The sequence below is a fragment of the Leptospira gomenensis genome, from assembly GCF_004770155.1.
Lineage (GTDB): Bacteria > Spirochaetota > Leptospiria > Leptospirales > Leptospiraceae > Leptospira > Leptospira gomenensis.
In genome coordinates, this window is sequence record NZ_RQFA01000066.1 from 1 (window position 1) to 17548 (window position 17548).

Consider the following 17548-nt stretch of genomic DNA (forward strand, 5'->3'; position numbering starts at 1 on the left):
CGCCTCTCCCCCCACCCAAAACCCGGGCGGGGCGCCCCTCGTCTACGGAAGGATCGTCGGAACAACGACAACGTTCGGCGTACGAGCGTCTCATTTTTTATCCGAGTTCAGGAGCGCGCGTAAAACGGATCCTGTAGATAATTCTCTTTGTATTTGATGTAATTGCCCGTTGTGCGCGTTATGATTTCCCGTTCTTTTTCCGTGATATCCCGGACGATTTTTCCGGGGGAACCCATTACCAACACTCCAGGAGGAATTTTTTTTCCCGGAGTAACGAGCGCTCCCGCACCGATAAACGCAAACTCTCCTACTTCAACGTCGTCCATCAAAGTGGCGCACATTCCCACAAAGGAATTGTCTTTGAGTTTGCATCCGTGAATGGTAGCACGATGTCCGATCGAGACGTTATTTCCGATTTCCACCGGATAAACGTCCCGAGCCACGTGGATCACCGTAAGATCTTGAATGTTCACGTTTTCTCCGATGCGAATGTAGTTGACATCCCCTCGGACCAAGGTCTGAAACCAGATGGAGGAATTTTTTCCGATCGTAACATCTCCCACAACTTGCGAGCCGGGGGCGAGAAAAACCGTCTCGTCAATCTTCGGCCGTTTTCCCATGTATTCCAAAATCTGATAGTTCGACTTCATCTTCCCTCTCGATTCCACTTCCAGATCTTTCTTCGGGAGTCCGCAAAACAAGTCTAAAAAAAGATTTTCTTTTGACCCCCATCTCCGGAGTAAAAGAATGCACGCATGAGTCGCTTGTCCTCCAATCAGGAAAAAGAACGAAGAGAAAAAATCCGTGTCCTATTGAAACGGGCGGGAATCGGCCTTTTTCTCGGGGTCATCTGCGCGATCTGCATACGGCATTTTCTGATCTTTCCATGGAACGTGGAAACCAAGGACATGCTTCCTAACTATTCACCCGGAACGAGAATATACGTTTCCCGTTTCGTCAATCGCACCAATCTATATCTGGGAGATCCGGTTTTAGCCAAACATCCCACGCAGACCGAAAAAGTCGTTTTCTTGCGAATTTCCGGAAAACCCGGAGACACGGTCCAGATGAAAAACAAGGTTCTTTATCGGAATCAGAATTCGGAAGACAACGCCGGTTCCGGAAAAGGATATATGCTTCAGTTCGATGACAAACGAGGTCCCTTCCCCGCCAGTTTTTCGGGGAGAGACAACGGAGAACCGCTGATCCTCAAAGACCGGGAATATTTTCTTCTTTGTGATAACCGTGATTCCTGCTCGGATTCCAGGGATTTCGGTCCGATTCCCATCGAGAATATCCTAGGCAAGATACTTTGATGGTCGAAACAGAAAACTCCCGTATCGTTTCGTTCTAACACAAAGGCAGATCGTTCCGCCCGCAAAATATCCGTACGACGTCCATTATCGAAAGTCAATATTCTAATGTACGATTTTTTAAATTAGAAATTCGTATTTTAGTATTTGACTCGGGGGACGATCGGTGTTATAAATTTCCCGTTTTCTACGGAAAGAAATAGGATTCCGTTTCTCGGGAAACGTTTTCTAAAAACCACTTTCCTTCTCCTTCGACCGATTCCGATCGTCATCCGTATTTAGATTCATTGTAAGGCTCAGAATGAAATTGTCCGAACTCACATTTCAGTTGATGGTGGAATCGACGCCGAACGCGATCCTACTCGCCAATCGGGAAGGTAAAATCGTTTACGTCAACATACAAACGGAACGATTGTTCGGCTACTCGCGGAACGAACTGATCGGACAACCCGTCGAGGAACTGATTCCGATCCGCTACAGACCAAAACATCCCGACTTTCGAAACGCGTTCTTTCAATCGCCGCAGGTTCGTCCTATGGGTGCGGGAAGGGATCTCTTCGGACTCAAAAAAGACGGCGCGGAATTTCCGATCGAAATCGGTTTGAATCCAGTCGTTACTGCGGAAGCGACTTTGGTCTTAGCGTCCATCATCGATATCACGGAAAGAAAAAAAGCGTTGGAGCGGTTTCGTTCCGTGGTCGAATCGGCTCCGAATGCGATGGTATTGGTGAATCGGGAAGGAAACATATCTCTCGTAAACAATCAAACCGAAAAACTATTCGGTTACGAGAGAAACGAACTGATCGGAAATAAATTGGAATTACTTTTGCCCGAACGTTTCCGGAAGGATCATCCCGATCATAGGAATCATTTTTTCACATATCCTATGGTTCGTTCCATGGGTGCCGGAAGGGAACTTTTCGCGTTGAGAAAGGACGGTTCGGAAATCCAAGTGGAAATAGGACTCAATCCGATCGATACGGACGAAGGCCTGATGGTCCTCGCTTCGATTATCGACATCACCGAGCGTAAGATTCAGGAAATAACTTTGATTCGAAAGAACGAATTGGAAGCGAAGAATCAGGAATTGGAACAATTCGCGTATCTCGCGTCGCACGATCTACAGGAACCGCTTCGTACCGTCTCCAACTACATTCAAATCTTGGAAGAGGACTACGGAAAATTTCTCGACGGACCAGGGACCAAACATCTCAAAACGATCGATCTCGCCACCAAACGAATGAGCGCTCTCGTAAAGGCGCTTCTATTGTATTCCAGGATCGGAAGGGATAGAAAGTTGGCCAGGACCGATTGTAACACTCTTCTTACGGAAGTGATTTCCGATTTGGAAAATCTGATCTCCAAATCCGGTGCGTTTATTTCAACGCAAAAACTTCCCGTTCTGAACGTCTACGAAGTGGAGTTCAGACAACTCATCCAGAATCTGATTTCCAACGCAATCAAATTCAAAAAACCGAATATAACTCCGGACGTAAGAATCGAATGCGAAAAACAAGGTGAATTTTGGAAATTCTCCGTAAAGGACAACGGAATAGGAATCGATTCCAAACATTTCGATAAGATCTTTTTTATTTTTCAGAGATTACATCTGGAAAACGAATACGAAGGTTACGGAATCGGATTGGCAAACTGTAAAAAGATCGTAGAATTACACGGAGGAAAAATCTGGATCGAATCGACTCCCGGAATCGGAAGTACGTTTTCGTTCACCGTTCCCAACATCAACTTATGATTCAAAAATTAAATTGCATTCTTTTGATAGACGACAATCAGGACGATAATTTTTTTCATGAACGTGTGATCCGCAAAGGGAATTATGCCGAGATGGTCGTTTCCAAACAGTCCGCCGAATCGGCGTTAGACTATCTCAAAGGTCGTGATCTTTCGCGGGACCCGCGCCCCGATCTGATTTTTCTGGACATAAACATGCCTGGGATGAACGGCTGGGAATTTCTTGAGGAATACAATCATCTTCCTCCAGAGTTTCAGAGTAGAATCATCGTGGTGATGTTGACGACCTCGGACAATTTGGACGACAAGGAAAAAGCGAAACGATTTGGAATCCTTTCCGATTTCAAAACGAAACCTCTTACGGACGCGATGCTTCGCGATATTTTGGAAGAATATTTTTAATCTCTGAATCTTGTTTTTTTCGAACCGCGTCTTGATCTTTTTCTCCGAATGAAAATTCTTTTTTTCGGATTCGGTGGGAGTTCCTACGCGGAACTCTCGCGCGGATTTCGCTTGCCTTTTCCCGAAATTTCCGGTAAAGGAAAATTTCGCCGCAAAGGATTTCCCGCCTCCACACCCCACCACCCAAATCAGGGTGGGGCGCGAGAACTTGCACGGCAAAATCGTGGGAACTCCAACAAATTCTCCTCTTCCCTTCTTTTTTAAAATTCCCTCCAAATTCCCCCAAAAAAACGGATTTTCAAGAGAATGTTCCGTGAAAATACTGTAATCAAATCTTAAAAATTCTCCCCCGGGAACGTAAGCTCCAAACGGGAAGAACGTTGATAAATCTTAACAACAAAGGGAAGAAAATGACCAGAATAGCCATCAATGGATTTGGAAGAATCGGAAGACTTGCTTTCCGTTCAGGAATCAAGGACCCCAATCTGGAATTTGTCGCAATCAATGATTTAGTTACTCCTGACAATCTCGCCTATCTACTCAAATACGATTCCACCCACGGAAGATTCCAAGGAACCGTAGAACACACCGAAAAAGAACTGATCGTAGACGGTAAAAAAATTATCTGCGTCTCCGAAAGAGATCCGGAAAAACTCCCTTGGAAAGACCTCAAAGTGGATTTCGTAATCGAATCCACCGGACTTTTTACCGACAAAGCCGGAGCGGAAAAACATATCAAAGCCGGAGCCAAAAAAGTAGTCATCTCCGCTCCCGCAAAGGACAAGGACGTTCCCACGTTCGTAATGGGAGTCAATCAAGAGAAATACAATCCTTCCAACGATCACGTAGTTTCCAATGCCTCTTGTACGACAAACTGTCTCGCTCCGATCACTAAAGTCGTTCTCGATAATTTCGGAATCGAAGAAGGTCTCATGACCACGATCCACGCCGCAACCGCGACACAACCGACCGTGGACGGACCTTCGAAAAAGGATTTCCGCGGAGGAAGAGGAGCGATGCAAAACATCATTCCTGCGGCAACGGGCGCGGCTAAAGCGGTCGGACTTTGTATTCCGGAAGTAAACGGAAAACTGACCGGAATGTCGTTTCGAGTTCCTACTCCGGACGTTTCCGTGGTGGATTTGACCGTAAGAACCACAAAAGAAACCTCTCTGAAAGAGATAGCCGCAAAGATGAAAGAGGCTTCCGAAGGATCCATGAAAGGAATTCTCGGATATACGGAGGACATGGTCGTTTCCAACGATTTCGTAAGTTCCACCCTTTCTTCCGTCTTTGACAAGGACGCTTGTATCGAACTCAATTCCAGATTCTTCAAATTGGTATCCTGGTATGACAACGAGATGGGATACGCCAATCGTGTTTTGGATCTCATCCGCTATATGGCGAAGAAAGGTTAATTCATGGAATTACCTAGACTCGAAAACGTCGATCTCTCGGGAAAACGCGTTTTCTTGAGAGTGGACTTTAACGTTCCTATCGAAAACGGAAAAGTCACCGACAAAACCAGAATCGAAAAAACTCTTCCGACGATCGAACTTCTCCTCAAAAAAGGAGCGAGAGTCATCGTCGCCAGTCATCTCGGAAGACCGAAGGGTCAAGTGAATCCGGAATTTTCCCTAGCTCCGGTCGTAGAAACTTTCAAGGGCCTTGTAAAAGCGAACGTTCACTTCTCCAAAACCGTGATCGGAGACGAGGCGGTAAAACTTTCCAAGGAACTAAAAGACGGAGAAATCCTCGTCATCGAAAACGTACGTTTCCATAAGGAAGAAGAAGAGAACGACCCGGGTTTTTCCAAAAAACTCGCGGCTCTCGCGGACGTGTACGTCAACGACGCGTTCGGTGCGGCTCACAGAGCGCACGCTTCCACCGAAGGAATCGCCCATCTTCTTCCTTCTTACGCGGGGCTTTTGATGCACAAAGAAATCGTGGAACTTTCCGCGCTTCTTTCCAAACCGGCCCGTCCTTTTGTCGCGATCATCGGCGGTTCGAAAGTATCGACGAAGATCAAGGTTCTCAACAACCTCTTCGATAAAGTAAATCACCTCCTCATCGGAGGTGGAATGGCGTATACCTTTTTGAAATCCAGAGCGATCCCTGTCGGAAATTCTCTGGTGGAAAAAGATTTCGAAGTGCAGGCTTTCCAGTTGATTGAAAAAGCCGGAGTGGCGGGAATCGACCTTCAACTTCCCGTGGACCATATCATCGGCGATCAATTCAGTGAAAAAGCCAAGACAAAGTCCGTGGACAAGATGGGAATTTTGGACGGTTGGATGGGAATGGATATCGGTTCGAAGACCGTTTCCAATTATGAGAAGATCATCAAAAACGCGGGAACGATTTTTTGGAACGGACCGATGGGCGTTTTTGAAATGGATAAGTTCGCAAACGGAACGATGGCCATCGCCAAAGCGGTCGCCAAATCCAAGGCGAAAACGGTCGTGGGCGGAGGAGATTCCATCGCAGCCATCAACAAGGCAGGAGTCGCGGACAAGATCACTCATATCTCGACCGGAGGTGGAGCCTCTCTCGAGTTTATGGAAGGAAGAAAACTTCCGGGTGTAGAAGCCCTCAAAAGAAAAACCGAAGAATAACGGCGACCGCATCGGAAAAACCGTCTCGAAAACCGTTTTACCAAAGCCGGGAAAAACTCCCGGCTTTTTATTTCCAATCCGAACGATTCCGAAACCGGGACCAACGTCTTCCCGGTCCAAAGTGCAACCGCAGAATACGGGTCTGATTTGCATCCGACCAAAAAGTCCTTGAACCCCCGCGGCTTTCCCGCAAACTCTTCCCAACTTTTACGATAATCTCCAAGAGGAATACGAACCCATGCGCAAGACAGTGATCGCCGGAAACTGGAAAATGAATCTCTCCGAAAAGGAAGCGGTTTCCCTGGCACAATCGATCAAAGAAAAAATTCCACCTAAATCCAAGGATCGAGTGGCGCTCGTATTTCCGTCCATGATTCATCTCGCGTCCGTCGCAAAACTTTTAGAAGGAAGCGGCGTCCTGGTCGGAGCTCAAAATTGTTATCCATCCGGATTGGCCGCCTTTACGGGAGAAACTTCCCCCGAACAACTGAAGGAAATCGGAGTCGGCGTGGTGATGATCGGTCACTCCGAACGTCGGCAATTTCTGGGAGAATCGAATTCCTTCTGCAACGAAAAAGTTCGTTTTCTTCTGAAGGAAGGTTTTACTGCGCTTTATTGTGTGGGGGAAACTCTTTCGGAACGCGAATCCGGAAAAACCTTCGCAGTGATCGGCGCTCAAATTCGGGAAGGATTGCAAGGAATCGAAAGTAATTCTTTTTCCAAGTTGATTCTCGCGTACGAACCGGTTTGGGCGATCGGAACCGGCAAGGTGGCAACCCCGGCCCAAGCCCAAGAGGTGCACGCGTTCATCCGCAAAGAAGTGGCCGGTTTGTTTTTAGGCGCGGCGGAAGTGGCACAATCCATTTCCATCCTTTACGGCGGTTCGGTCAAACCAGACAATATCCAAGCCCTTTTGAAAGAAGCAGATATCGACGGTGGACTTGTGGGAGGAGCGAGTCAAAAAATCGATTCCTACGCCGGCTTGTTTTAAACCGAAACACGAAACCGGCCCGGGCCGGTTTCCCCTAACAGGAAAACGTATTTTAATTGTCAGCCCCTCGCAGCTCCATAATCTGGCAAAGGATTCAATTTTTTTTAGGAACTGCTATGTTAAACGGAGTCATTCTAACCCTTTTCGTATTTGTTTCGCTCTTTCTCGTTTTACTCGTTATGATTCAAACGGGAAAAGGAGGAGGACTTTTGGGAGGGGGCTCCAGCCAATCCGTTTTCGGTTCTTCGACGGCGGACGTGCTCACCAAAGCGACACGCGTCACGGCGATTTTATTCATCATTCTTTCCCTACTCCTTTCCTTTCTGTTCGCGAAAAAAGAGGATCGTTTGACTCCGGAAACCGCACCGACTTTGACAGCACCTCCGGAGGAAACTCCCGGTGAAACGAATTCCGCGACTCCGACCGCAGCACCGACTTCTTCCCCCGCTCCAACGGTTCCTGCGACAACTCCTACACCGTAAGGTTCTCGGGCCGTCCGGAGAAACGCCGACTTTCATGAGAATCGGACTTTTTTTTTCTCCGAGATCGGCGTTGCCGACTTCGGTTTTGATCGCCGGCCTCTTTCTTTCGAATTCTTTTTTTCCCTTAATTTCTCAGAATAAAGAAAACGATCCTCATACATCTTCTTCTTCGGACACGGCGTCCTTACTCAATCGTAGAATTCTACGAGTCTACGAAGATTTGGGCGCGGCGAGGGAACTCCTCAAATGGGAGCGAATCGAATCCGTTCCCAACGGAACCTACATTTCCTTTTTAGGAACGTATCCCAATCGAACGGGGATCAAAGTCGTCAAACATTCCATCCAGGAAGGAAGGGCAGGAATCGAACGTTCCGAAAGTAAATCCATTCTACTCGAATTCACCGGAACCACTCTCTCACGCGTCGTTACTGAAATCAAAACGGAGAACGCGGACGGATCGGATTCTACAAACATCCGCCTGATCGATGCGACTCCTTTGGATCAGAATCTGGACGACATCTTAGTGGAAGCGGAACGAAACGGAAAAGCCGTACGGTATCCTATTTTACAACTTCCGGACGAAGGACTTCAAAGAGAACGCAGCAGCTTCAAACAGGAATTTTACCTAAAGTTGATGGAAGACTTTCTCATACAAATTCTGAGACTTCAGGAAATGCAGAATCAGGAATCCGCAAAAAATAAAAAAAAGTTACTGCAAACTTTTAAAGATTCTCTACAATATTGAATCTTCATGTCCTCTTTGCAGGAAAATCTCTTAGAAAGAGCCGGCGAACTTCAATCCATTCTCGATGGGATTACGGAGCCGTTGGTATTGATCGATCCGGGGTTTCGCATTCGAAGGGTCAATAAATCCACACTCGAATTTTCCGGTCAATCGTCGTTTTCCTCCATCATAGGGAAAAAATGTTACGAGGTCCTTTATAACCGCAACGAGGTTTGTCCGTATTGCCCGATGAAGGAAATGCGTTCCGACGAGGAAAACTTCAATCGTCATTTTGAATATCCTAAATCCGACGTAAACCGGGAGATCTTCCATTCGGTGCGGGGACGCAAAGAAACCTTGTACTTGGATTTTTATCCGATCGAAAAGGACGGAGTGGTCGGTTCCGTTTTGGAAAAGGTGAGCAATATCACGCGGATCAAAGAGAAGGAAGAGGAAAATCTTCGAATTAGAAATCTGGCTTCCTTGGGAATTTTTATATCCGGAGTGGCGCACGAACTCAACAATCCTCTGACGGGAATGAGTCTGACTCTACAAAGTCTTTTGAACAATCTCACTTCCATGGATCCCGACTTTTTCAAAAAAAGATTGGATATGATGAAAGAGGATCTCACTCGTGCGGCGATGATCGTCTCCGATATCATCAGTTTCGCAAAACCGGACAAACTGGTAACTACCTCCGCGGACATCTACGAAACCATACAAAAAGCGAAGGAAAACGTAACCTGGGTATATCCCGTTCTTTCCAAAAATATCAGCTGGGAAATTCTCTGCGAACCGGGAACCACCTTTCAGTTCAATCCTGTCAAGATGGAACGACTATTCATCAATCTGTTCAAAAACTCCTTACAGGCCTTCGATTACGGAGAAGGGAAAATCCGTGTGGAAGTGCGAAAAACGAGAAACATGGTTCATATCATCGTGGAAGACAATGCCGGTGGAATTCCGGACAACATGATCGACAAGATATTCTCTCCGTTTTTCACCAAAAACAAAACGGGAATCGGAACCGGCCTCGGACTTTCCATCTGTCATTCGATCGTGCGGGAACACAGCGGAGAATTGTCCGTAAAATCCTTCGAAAGAAAAACACGCTTCCGCGTATCGCTGCCCTTTACGCAACAGCAGAACGGGTATTCGACCTGATGTATACGATTCTAATCGTGGAAGACATTCATTCCATTCGAGAGGCGATCAAGGATCTCCTCACGGGGAGTTACCGAGTGTTGGACGCGGAGAACTACGACGAAGCGGTCCGTGTCTTAAAGAACGAGGATGTACATCTCGTCATCACCGATATTCGAATGCCCGGAAAAACAGGACTGGATCTGATCAAAACGATCCAACACGAGTTCCCGAACGTTCTGTACACTCTTATGACCGCGTACAATATCAATGACTACATCAACTTCGCCTACAAACACGGAATTTGGAACATCATACCTAAGTATTCGTTTCTTGACATCAAACTCATCTCCGTGATGGTACGTAAACTTCTCACCAAAGACATCTTCGGCGTGGAAAAATATTTCGGTCCCGAATTCACGATACAAAAATCGGATACGGACGATCGGGAGTTTTCCGTACCACAAGCGGAAGGCATCGTCTATAAGCGGATCTATTCCGACGAACAAAGAAACTTCCTATGCAATCGAATTTCTAAGTTTCTCGTGGAAAAAGGAGCGCCGAACGCGATCAACCAAATTTTGGAGGAGCTTACTTCCAACGCGATGATTCGGGCGCCCCGCGATTCGAAAGGAAATTATAAATACCAATACGAACTTCCTTCCCGGGATCTTGTCATTCCTCTGGAAAACATCCAATTGGCCGAATCCGATTTTTTCGAAATCGGATACGGAATCGCGGAAAACACGTTCATCATAGTGATCCGGGATCATTTCGGATCCTTGGATAAGAAGGAAATCCTAAAACGTCTGGACCGACACATCACGGTGGACGAGGCGACCGGCTTTCCTCCCGGACTTGCGGATTCACACGGAAGAGGTTTGTATATCTGCAGGGAAATTTCGGATCAATTGATCTTTAATATAGAACGGGAAAAAAGAACGGAGATCATCGCTCTTCTCGACAAACAGGGAAATAAAAGTTATAAATCCCTTTCCATCTACGAAGTCTGAAGTTCCTTTCGAAGTTTGTAGGATTTTAAGATACGATCCCTCACCTTCTGAAGAGGATAATCCACGATTCCATAAACGCAGAAGGTAAACGCGAGTAACGCGCCGAAAAAAACCGCCAGTCCGATCCCGTGTTTGAGATATCCTTGGAAACCGAAACCTGCGTTCGGATCGGTGATGTTGGCGATCGTAAGCAGCACGATATGCCAGAGATACATCGTATAACTCAGTCGAGCGACCGGAATCCAAATCTTTGCGGAGAACAACTTTCCTAAAAACGTGGGTGCACCAGAAACAAACACGAGCACGAGAAGTCCGAATCCTATATTCAAAAAGTTGAATTTAATCGTATTGGAAGCCAGAGAGGTCCCGGTTTTTTCCATACAGTGGGCCAAGATCAAAAGAAAAATCGCAAGAAAGGACAAACCGGAAGACAAAAGACGGCTATGTTTGAGTTTTTCGACGAAAAAGCCGGGTTCTTTCGTAAGATACATGACCGCGATGCCCACGATAAACGCGTCGAATCTCGTTTCCGTGGAATAATAAATGCGGTCCGAAACAAACGGATCTTGTATATTCAAAAAATATAAAGTTCTCAAAAACCCGGGAACGAAATACAAAAGGACCAAAATTCTAAAGGCGAATTTAGAACTCCGTAAAAAAAGGAAAAAACCGCAGATAAAAGGCATTACGACATAGAATTGTTCCTCTACGGACAAAGACCAGGTGTGATAGTGGAGACTACGCACGTAGTTTCCCATAAAAAGAAAATCGCCCCAAGCCCGCTCCAAACCCGCTTTATAATGGGCCAAAGAAATCGTAACCGATCCGTCCGGATCCACACCGGAAGAGACGATCTTTTGCATTGCCGCGACTTGTGCGAGGGAAATCAGAAACGTAATTCCGATAAATAGATAGTAACCGGGAAAAATCCGCATCGTACGTTTGATGAAAAATTCCCCGAGATCCACCCTTCCTTTCTTTTTCCAAACGTCCATCAATCCGGCGGAAATCAGAAAACCGCTTAACACGAAAAAGGCGTCGATACCCGAAGACGTATTCTGAAAAAATGTTACAAGGGAAGCGGGAATCGACTTATAGAAATCTGCGTCGCTGCGGACTACGATATAGAAATAGTGACAGATTACGACGAGTCCGATCGCAAGAGCGCGAAATCCGTGTAAGGCGGGATGTTCGGAATCTTTTTGTTCCGTAAGATGTGTTATGAATTTTTTCATTCGATGTGTTAGAACGAGGAATCCGATTCAAACGTCTTGTTTCGAACATTTCCTTCGAAAGCAGTCTTTGTCAACGCTAAAAGTCCGTGTGCGATAAAGACAGCCTGCAGAGGCATCGCGGTCAGAGTGAAACGATAATCGGCGAAATAGATCAGATGCACTGCAAATATCGAAACATAAACCGCGGGAAGGATTTTTCCTAACCGGTATTTGTAAGAATAAAAAAATCCCCAACCCATCAACAGAAAACAGGAGATCCTGAAAAAATACTGCGCAAAGGAAAGCGGATGTTGGTAGTAGTTCGTAAAAGGCCTCGGGCCTCCCGCCGAAAAAAACCACAACAAGGTTTTTTTACCAAGATTCGAAACCAAAACAAGAGGTTGATTCAAATTTTCGAATATTACTTTTTCAAGGAGTTCATCGCTATTCAGATCCAATGCAACTTCCTTTGAATAAGTCACCCAATGACGAGTATAAGTCCCTTGCGAATACGGATGATTTCCTATTATGAAATTCGATTTTCCGTTGGACGTAGGCAAAAGAAAATTCCCTTCCTTACTCTGATATTCCCGAAACGCAAAACCGCAGCCGATTAAAACGATCGTCAGAATCGCGACTCCGGACACGAATAGGACCGGTCTTTTTTTCAATTCGTAAGATTCAAAAAACCAAAGTAGCAATAAAAAGCAGGCTCCAGTGAGCAAAAACCAACTCCTCAACTGAATCAAAAAAAAGAACGTCGAACCTACCGCGATCGAATAAAAAACGAACGAAAGAAAATATCCCGTCGATAGGGAACGCACAAATCGAAACGAACAAAAGAGAAACACCGAAAGAATAGGATGAAACAGATTCTCGTTCCAGAACTGATTCGAAAAAGAAACGTAATGACTTGAGATCAGATAAAATCCGGCCGCAAAAACAGAGATCGTCTTAGAACGAAAAAAATCCGCAGCAAAAAGGGCGAAACACCCGAGCCCGACCCCTCCCACTAAGATCAAAAGCAGTTTCGCGACAACTTGTCCACTTCCGAACAGGCGGAACGAAGCCGCTAGAAAATAGATCATTCCCGAACTAAAACCGGAATGCGGATGAACTCCGTGTTCGTAGAGTTGAAGCGCCGCGGAATAATAATACGCCGGATCATCCCCCTCCATCAGCAGATTCGGATCTAAATACAAGGCAACAACTCGCTGTAAGGTGGAAAACAGTAGGATAAAACCCAAATATAAGGAATACTTTTCTTCGATCGATTTGATCAGAAGCTCTTTATATTCCTTTATTTTACCGAAACGAAACAAAATCGTATAAAGAATCGAAAGACAGAACAAAACGTATAACGTAGGTTTGATCCGCCAATTCGATCCCTTCCATTCCTGAACCTCGACGGCGAGCAGAGCAGTTACGAAAAACAAAGCCGCGCTCTTAGATATCGAATCGATTCCGAAAAATCGTTTCGCTATGACACAAAACAAAAAGATCAAAACGAAGAACGCGGTATAAGCCCCTAAAAAGATCCAGGTTTCGAGGTAAACCCAAGGTCCGACGAGCGGCGGCTCAACGGAAAGAATGGACTGCGATATCTTGAGGAGCTCACCTTGAGTTCGATTCGAAAAAAGTACAATTCTATAAAAAAGAAAAAAAGAAACGACCGCCATTAGAACCAGAACGTATTTTTCGTTTCGTCGCATAAATATTATAAATTTCTAAATAAAAAAAGTTCTTTGCCCGTTTCCATAATCGCCGAACCTTCTTTGCCCGAAGGAAAAAACCGGGCGGGCAAATCGGAGGAACGAATCCGTTCCCTCTTTAATAGGATCCCTTCTTCATCCCAAAAAAGAATTTCCTGATTCAACTCCGCAACAAACCAATTCCCGTTATGGTAGGCGGTTTGGTAAACGCCGATTCCGGTAGTTCGTTTCGATTCGAATTTCTTCTTTCCAGAGGCGTCGTAAAAAACGATCTTCTCGGGAACAGCCGCAAGGACCCGCCCTTCGTTTGAAACCGCCAAATTCAATTTATGCGGGTAAACGGATTCCAATTCGAACGAGCCGAATTCATCTCCTTTCTCATCCAGAACAAGCACCACGTCCCTGTTATCGTCTAACATGTGTATTGCGACTTTCCCGCCGTTAGGAGAAAGGGAAATACTTTTCGCAAAGACCGGTTTTTTTTCGGATCCTAAATTCTTTTTTACCCTGATCCCACCTTTGGGGTCCAAAATGAAAAGTTCTCCTCCTGAAAATAATACCGCCGTAACCTTCTCGGATACCGCGAAGGAATAATCGGTCAAAAATCTTCCGTCCAACTTTCCGGCTCCGGTTGTGTTTCCGTTGATATCGGAAAGGAGAACCTGATTATGGTCTCCAGCAATCAGCAATACAAGATTTCCCGAAGGTGAAATACGAGGATAACTTCTATATTCCTTGGTCCAAAGAATTTCTCCGTAAGGAGAATAGAAGTTCACTTCGGTTCCGATTTTTTTATACTCAAGATACCCTTTGGTATTGGACGGGAATTCGATCCTCCGTGTGTCGTCTAACGCGATTCCGTCTTGGGACTGGATCGTATAATAGGCGTTATCGAATTTATATCCGTTCAATGCCTCGTCCGGATTCCAGGCAAATCTGGGATCGGGAACCATTCCGGCGTGCGCCGCTTTGGAAAAGGCCCAAACCTTTTGAATTCCGACCGCCGACGGATACGGATTTCCTAACAGATAGAAGAACAACGTGGAAAAAAATAAACCAAAACCGACTATCGGCAGCAAATTCATACGGACCTCTTCAAACGATCGTATAGCAGATAAATTCCCGTGTGAGCCGCATACTCCCGGAAAGAACTTCTCGGAAAAGGAAAATAATGTTCGTGTATTTCTGTTTCTCCGTCCTTTTTTCCGATTCCGAAAAAAACGAGTCCCACTTTTTTTTGGGCCGTTCCACCGCCCGGCCCGGCAATTCCCGTCACGCTGATAGAATAATCAACGCCAAGCGCGACTAACGCTCCTTCGGCCATTTCGCGCGCCGTTTGCGAACTAACAGCTCCGAATTGATCCAATGTTTCCTGCCGAACTCCGAGTAATCCCGCCTTAACACTGTTATCGTAAGACACTACTCCGCCGTAAAAATAAGCGGAAGAACCAGGCGTATCGGTAATCGTTTTGGCGATAAGGCCTCCGGTGCAACTTTCCGCGGTCCCCACTACGATTTTTTCTTCCATCAGAAGTTTGGGAAGTTCCTCGAACACGTTTCCGGTCGATTTTGATCCGTAAACAGAATCCAGTTTTAGTAGAAGCTCTTCGACTAACGCATGTTCGTCGGACTGGAAAGCGACCCGGATATAACCTCGTTTTGCGGCGACTCCCCAAATCACCCTACCCGATTCGATCGTTTTCTCTCGGGAGATGAATTCTTTCTGAAATTGTGATTCGCTCATCCACCAAATAAAACGGAAGCCTGAATAAAGTTGTTTCGCGGAATACGTTTTGGAAAGCCAAGGGGAAAATTCATCCCGAAACATCTCCGTCATTTCCCCCGGCACACCCGGCATACAACACAGGTTCGCGTTCGCGTATTCGCCCAAAGTCGTTATAAACCCGGGAGCGATTCCGACTACGTTGTTCAGAATTAAGGATCCTTCGGGAACCGAAACCTGTCTGATCGCAGTTTGCATCGAATCTTGAAAATTTCTTCCTCGGAGCTTGTAAAAGGCTTCGATTCTTTGTCTTGCGATCTTACTTTCCACCGAGCTCACTCCGTTGATTCGGCAGACCACTTCGAGTGTGTAATCGTCTTCCGTCGGACCTAATCCTCCGGTCATAATCATCAATACCGGATCTTGTTCGTCGGCAAGAGCGGCTAACGCGCGTAATTCGGTTTCGATAGAATTCGGATCATCGGGTAAAACCACAAACTTAGAAACAGTAAATCCCATTCCGAACAACTCGTTTGCGATCCAGGAAGAATTCGTATCCTGACTTCTTCCGGCCGTTAATTCCGAGCCGGTCGATATAATGAAAATCTTAGGCGGGTTCATCAGATTTCTTTTTCCATTTTTTCAGGAGCGGAAACGCCGATCAAACCTAGGCCTTGCGCGAGTACGTCTTTAGCAGCGAGACAGATTCTCGCCAATCCCAATTTCGTTTCCTCGGAAGCCTCTTTGAGACGGTTGTTTTTACCCAAATAAAAGGTCGTAAAAGTTTTCGCGAAACTCTGTAAATAGTTGGTAACTCGATGAGGTTCCATAGCGATCGCGGAATCCAATATCTCTTCAGGAAAACGGGCGATCCAAAAAAGCAGACGTTTCCGTTCATCAGACATTTCTAATTTAGATGCGGCCTCTTTTGATGTTTCATCCCCTACTTCCCTGAATATGGAGCAGATCCTTGCGTGAGCGTATTGAAGATAGAAGACCGGGTTTTTATCCGATTCGTCTTTGGCCAAATCCAAATCGAAATCAAGAGGAGCGTCGAGAGAACGCATAACGAAGAAATAACGCCCCACATCCTTTCCGTGTTTTCCCAAGAAGCCTATCAAATCGCTCATCGTTTGAAACGAACCCGCCCGTTTGCTCATCTTTACCTTTTGTCCAGATTCGAGAAGATTGACCTGTTGAGCGATGATCACTTTAAAATTCTCTTTCGGATATCCGATGGACTGAACCGCACCCGCCAACCTCGCGATATAACCGTGATGATCCGGTCCCCAGATATCGTAGATCCGATCGTAACCTCGCTCTATTTTGTTCTTGTGATACGCTATATCTGCCAGAAGATAGGTGGGCCTTCCGTCGTCGCGCACCACGACACGGTCCTTGTCGTCTCCGTATTCCGTGGAGCGAAATATTTTTTTCCCCTCTTCCACGTAGATTTTTCCCGATTTTTCAAGATCGTTCATTACGGAGAGAACCTTATCCGCTTCATGTAACGTGCGTTCGCTGAAGTAATTATCGAACTCAACTCCGAATGAATCCAGATCCTTTCTTTGCCAGATAAGATTACTTTCCACCGTCCAAGCGGAACAAAGTTCGGCGAGCTTGCGATATTTTTTCTCGTTTAACAACGAAACGATTTCAGCCGAACGAACCGGATCGTTCAGCAGAGTATTTGCAATATCCTTAATATATTCTCCCCGATATCCTTCCGCGGGGAGCACGTTTTTTTCGAGAAGGACTTCGATCGGCGTGGAATCGTCCGATTCCTGCTGCGAGTATGATTCTCCTTTTAGTTCCCGGATGCGCACAAGCGTCGATACTCCGAGTAGAAAGACCTGATTTCCGTAGTCGTTTATGTAGAATTCTTTATCGACCTTATGACCGATCGCCCGTAAAAGCGATGCCATCGCGTCTCCGGTGGCGGCGGCCCTCGCGGAAACTATATTGAGCGGGCCGGTCGGGTTTGCGGATACGAATTCCAGGTTGATTTTGAGAGGTTTGTCCACTTGCGGAAAATAGTCTTCGGAAAGAATCGAAGATTCTATAAAACTCAGAAGAAATGAGGAGGAGACCCTGAAATTAACGAAACCGGGAGGGGTAAAATCGACGGTTTCGAATAGATCCTCCCTTTTCCGGAGAACGTCGGACAACTCTTGCGCAACCTGCAAAGGATTCTTCTTTAGAATTTTAGAATTTTCTAATGCAAAGGAAGTGGAATAATCTCCGAACTTTTCGTCTCTGGAATATTCAATTTTTATTTTGAATGAATTCCGATCGGAATCAGGAAACGATGCGAAAAATTCACGAATCCCTTCCTCGAGGGCTTTTAATACGATCTGTTTGAGCGTTTCATTTTCTTTCATTGTCTAAAAGTCCGTTGGGCGCCGCATCGTCGCGGAAACGAGGAACTGCCCGTTTAAAGTTTGTCGGAATTACGACGATTTCTCCG

Annotated in this window: 16 protein-coding genes; 10 read left to right on the plus strand and 6 right to left on the minus strand. The window is 45.9% G+C overall.

Features of this window, described 5'->3' with window-relative positions:
• Nucleotides 1-107 precede the first annotated feature (107 nt).
• Entirely contained in the window at nt 108-650 is a 543-nt protein-coding gene (locus tag EHQ17_RS14170; RefSeq protein ID WP_135592993.1) for a gamma carbonic anhydrase family protein, read from the minus strand.
• A 105-nt stretch (nt 651-755) separates the two neighbouring features.
• Here EHQ17_RS14170 and lepB point away from each other — a divergent pair, with 105 nt between their 5' ends.
• The 10 genes from lepB (at nt 756) to EHQ17_RS14220 (ending at nt 10432) form a co-directional block, all read left to right on the plus strand.
• Nucleotides 756-1316 carry a signal peptidase I gene (gene lepB, locus EHQ17_RS14175; RefSeq protein WP_135592995.1) on the plus strand — a complete coding sequence of 187 codons (561 nt, stop codon included), beginning with the start codon at nt 756-758 and terminating at the stop codon, nt 1314-1316.
• 298 nt (nt 1317-1614) lie between these two features.
• Nucleotides 1615-3066: a sensor histidine kinase gene (locus EHQ17_RS14180; protein ID WP_135592997.1), complete on the plus strand. Its 1452-nt coding sequence runs from the start codon at nt 1615-1617 to the stop codon at nt 3064-3066.
• The gene (locus EHQ17_RS14185; protein ID WP_135592999.1) at nt 3063-3467 is read left to right on the plus strand and encodes a response regulator; all 405 of its coding nucleotides are present in this window, start codon (nt 3063-3065) and stop codon (nt 3465-3467) included. Before EHQ17_RS14180 ends, EHQ17_RS14185 begins: the two co-directional genes overlap by 4 nt.
• 410 nt (nt 3468-3877) lie before the next feature.
• Complete coding sequence (gene gap / locus EHQ17_RS14190; RefSeq protein ID WP_135593001.1) at nt 3878-4885, plus strand: type I glyceraldehyde-3-phosphate dehydrogenase; 1008 nt, start codon at nt 3878-3880, stop codon at nt 4883-4885.
• A gap of 3 nt (nt 4886-4888) precedes the next feature.
• Nucleotides 4889-6079, plus strand: a complete 1191-nt coding sequence (locus EHQ17_RS14195; protein ID WP_135593003.1) for a phosphoglycerate kinase — start codon at nt 4889-4891, stop codon at nt 6077-6079.
• Between the two features lie 238 nt (nt 6080-6317).
• Nucleotides 6318-7070, plus strand: coding sequence for a triose-phosphate isomerase (gene tpiA, locus EHQ17_RS14200; protein WP_135593005.1), 753 nt, complete (start codon nt 6318-6320; stop codon nt 7068-7070).
• A 116-nt stretch (nt 7071-7186) separates the two neighbouring features.
• The gene (secG, locus tag EHQ17_RS14205) at nt 7187-7552 is read left to right on the plus strand and encodes a preprotein translocase subunit SecG (protein WP_135593082.1); all 366 of its coding nucleotides are present in this window, start codon (nt 7187-7189) and stop codon (nt 7550-7552) included.
• Nucleotides 7553-7586: 34 nt separating this feature from the next.
• On the plus strand, nt 7587-8297 hold the full coding sequence (gene lenA / locus EHQ17_RS14210) for an endostatin-like outer membrane lipoprotein LenA (RefSeq protein ID WP_246057562.1): 711 nt from the start codon (nt 7587-7589) through the stop codon (nt 8295-8297).
• Between the two features lie 6 nt (nt 8298-8303).
• On the plus strand, nt 8304-9440 hold the full coding sequence (locus EHQ17_RS14215) for an LIC_12097 family sensor histidine kinase (RefSeq protein ID WP_135593007.1): 1137 nt from the start codon (nt 8304-8306) through the stop codon (nt 9438-9440).
• Nucleotides 9440-10432 carry a response regulator transcription factor gene (locus EHQ17_RS14220; protein WP_135593009.1) on the plus strand — a complete coding sequence of 331 codons (993 nt, stop codon included), beginning with the start codon at nt 9440-9442 and terminating at the stop codon, nt 10430-10432. The genes EHQ17_RS14215 and EHQ17_RS14220 overlap by 1 nt, the downstream gene beginning before the upstream one ends.
• Here the strand turns inward: EHQ17_RS14220 and EHQ17_RS14225 are convergent.
• Genes EHQ17_RS14225 through argS form a run of 5 tightly spaced genes read right to left on the minus strand, consistent with a single transcriptional unit; the run spans nt 10420 to nt 17462 of the window.
• Nucleotides 10420-11667 carry an acyltransferase family protein gene (locus tag EHQ17_RS14225; RefSeq protein WP_135593011.1) on the minus strand — a complete coding sequence of 416 codons (1248 nt, stop codon included), beginning with the start codon at nt 11665-11667 and terminating at the stop codon, nt 10420-10422. The genes EHQ17_RS14220 and EHQ17_RS14225 overlap by 13 nt on opposite strands.
• 8 nt (nt 11668-11675) lie before the next feature.
• A complete protein-coding gene (locus EHQ17_RS14230) occupies nt 11676-13358 on the minus strand; it encodes a glycosyltransferase family 39 protein (protein ID WP_135593013.1) in 1683 nt (560 codons plus the stop codon).
• 5 nt (nt 13359-13363) lie between these two features.
• Nucleotides 13364-14443 (minus strand): hypothetical protein, encoded by a 1080-nt coding sequence (locus EHQ17_RS14235; RefSeq protein WP_135593016.1) that lies wholly within the window; start codon nt 14441-14443, stop codon nt 13364-13366.
• On the minus strand, nt 14440-15702 hold the full coding sequence (locus tag EHQ17_RS14240) for a nicotinamide-nucleotide amidohydrolase family protein (RefSeq protein WP_135593018.1): 1263 nt from the start codon (nt 15700-15702) through the stop codon (nt 14440-14442). Before EHQ17_RS14240 ends, EHQ17_RS14235 begins: the two co-directional genes overlap by 4 nt.
• The gene (gene argS, locus EHQ17_RS14245; RefSeq protein ID WP_135593020.1) at nt 15702-17462 is read right to left on the minus strand and encodes an arginine--tRNA ligase; all 1761 of its coding nucleotides are present in this window, start codon (nt 17460-17462) and stop codon (nt 15702-15704) included. The genes EHQ17_RS14240 and argS overlap by 1 nt, the downstream gene beginning before the upstream one ends.
• Nucleotides 17463-17548 lie beyond the last annotated feature (86 nt).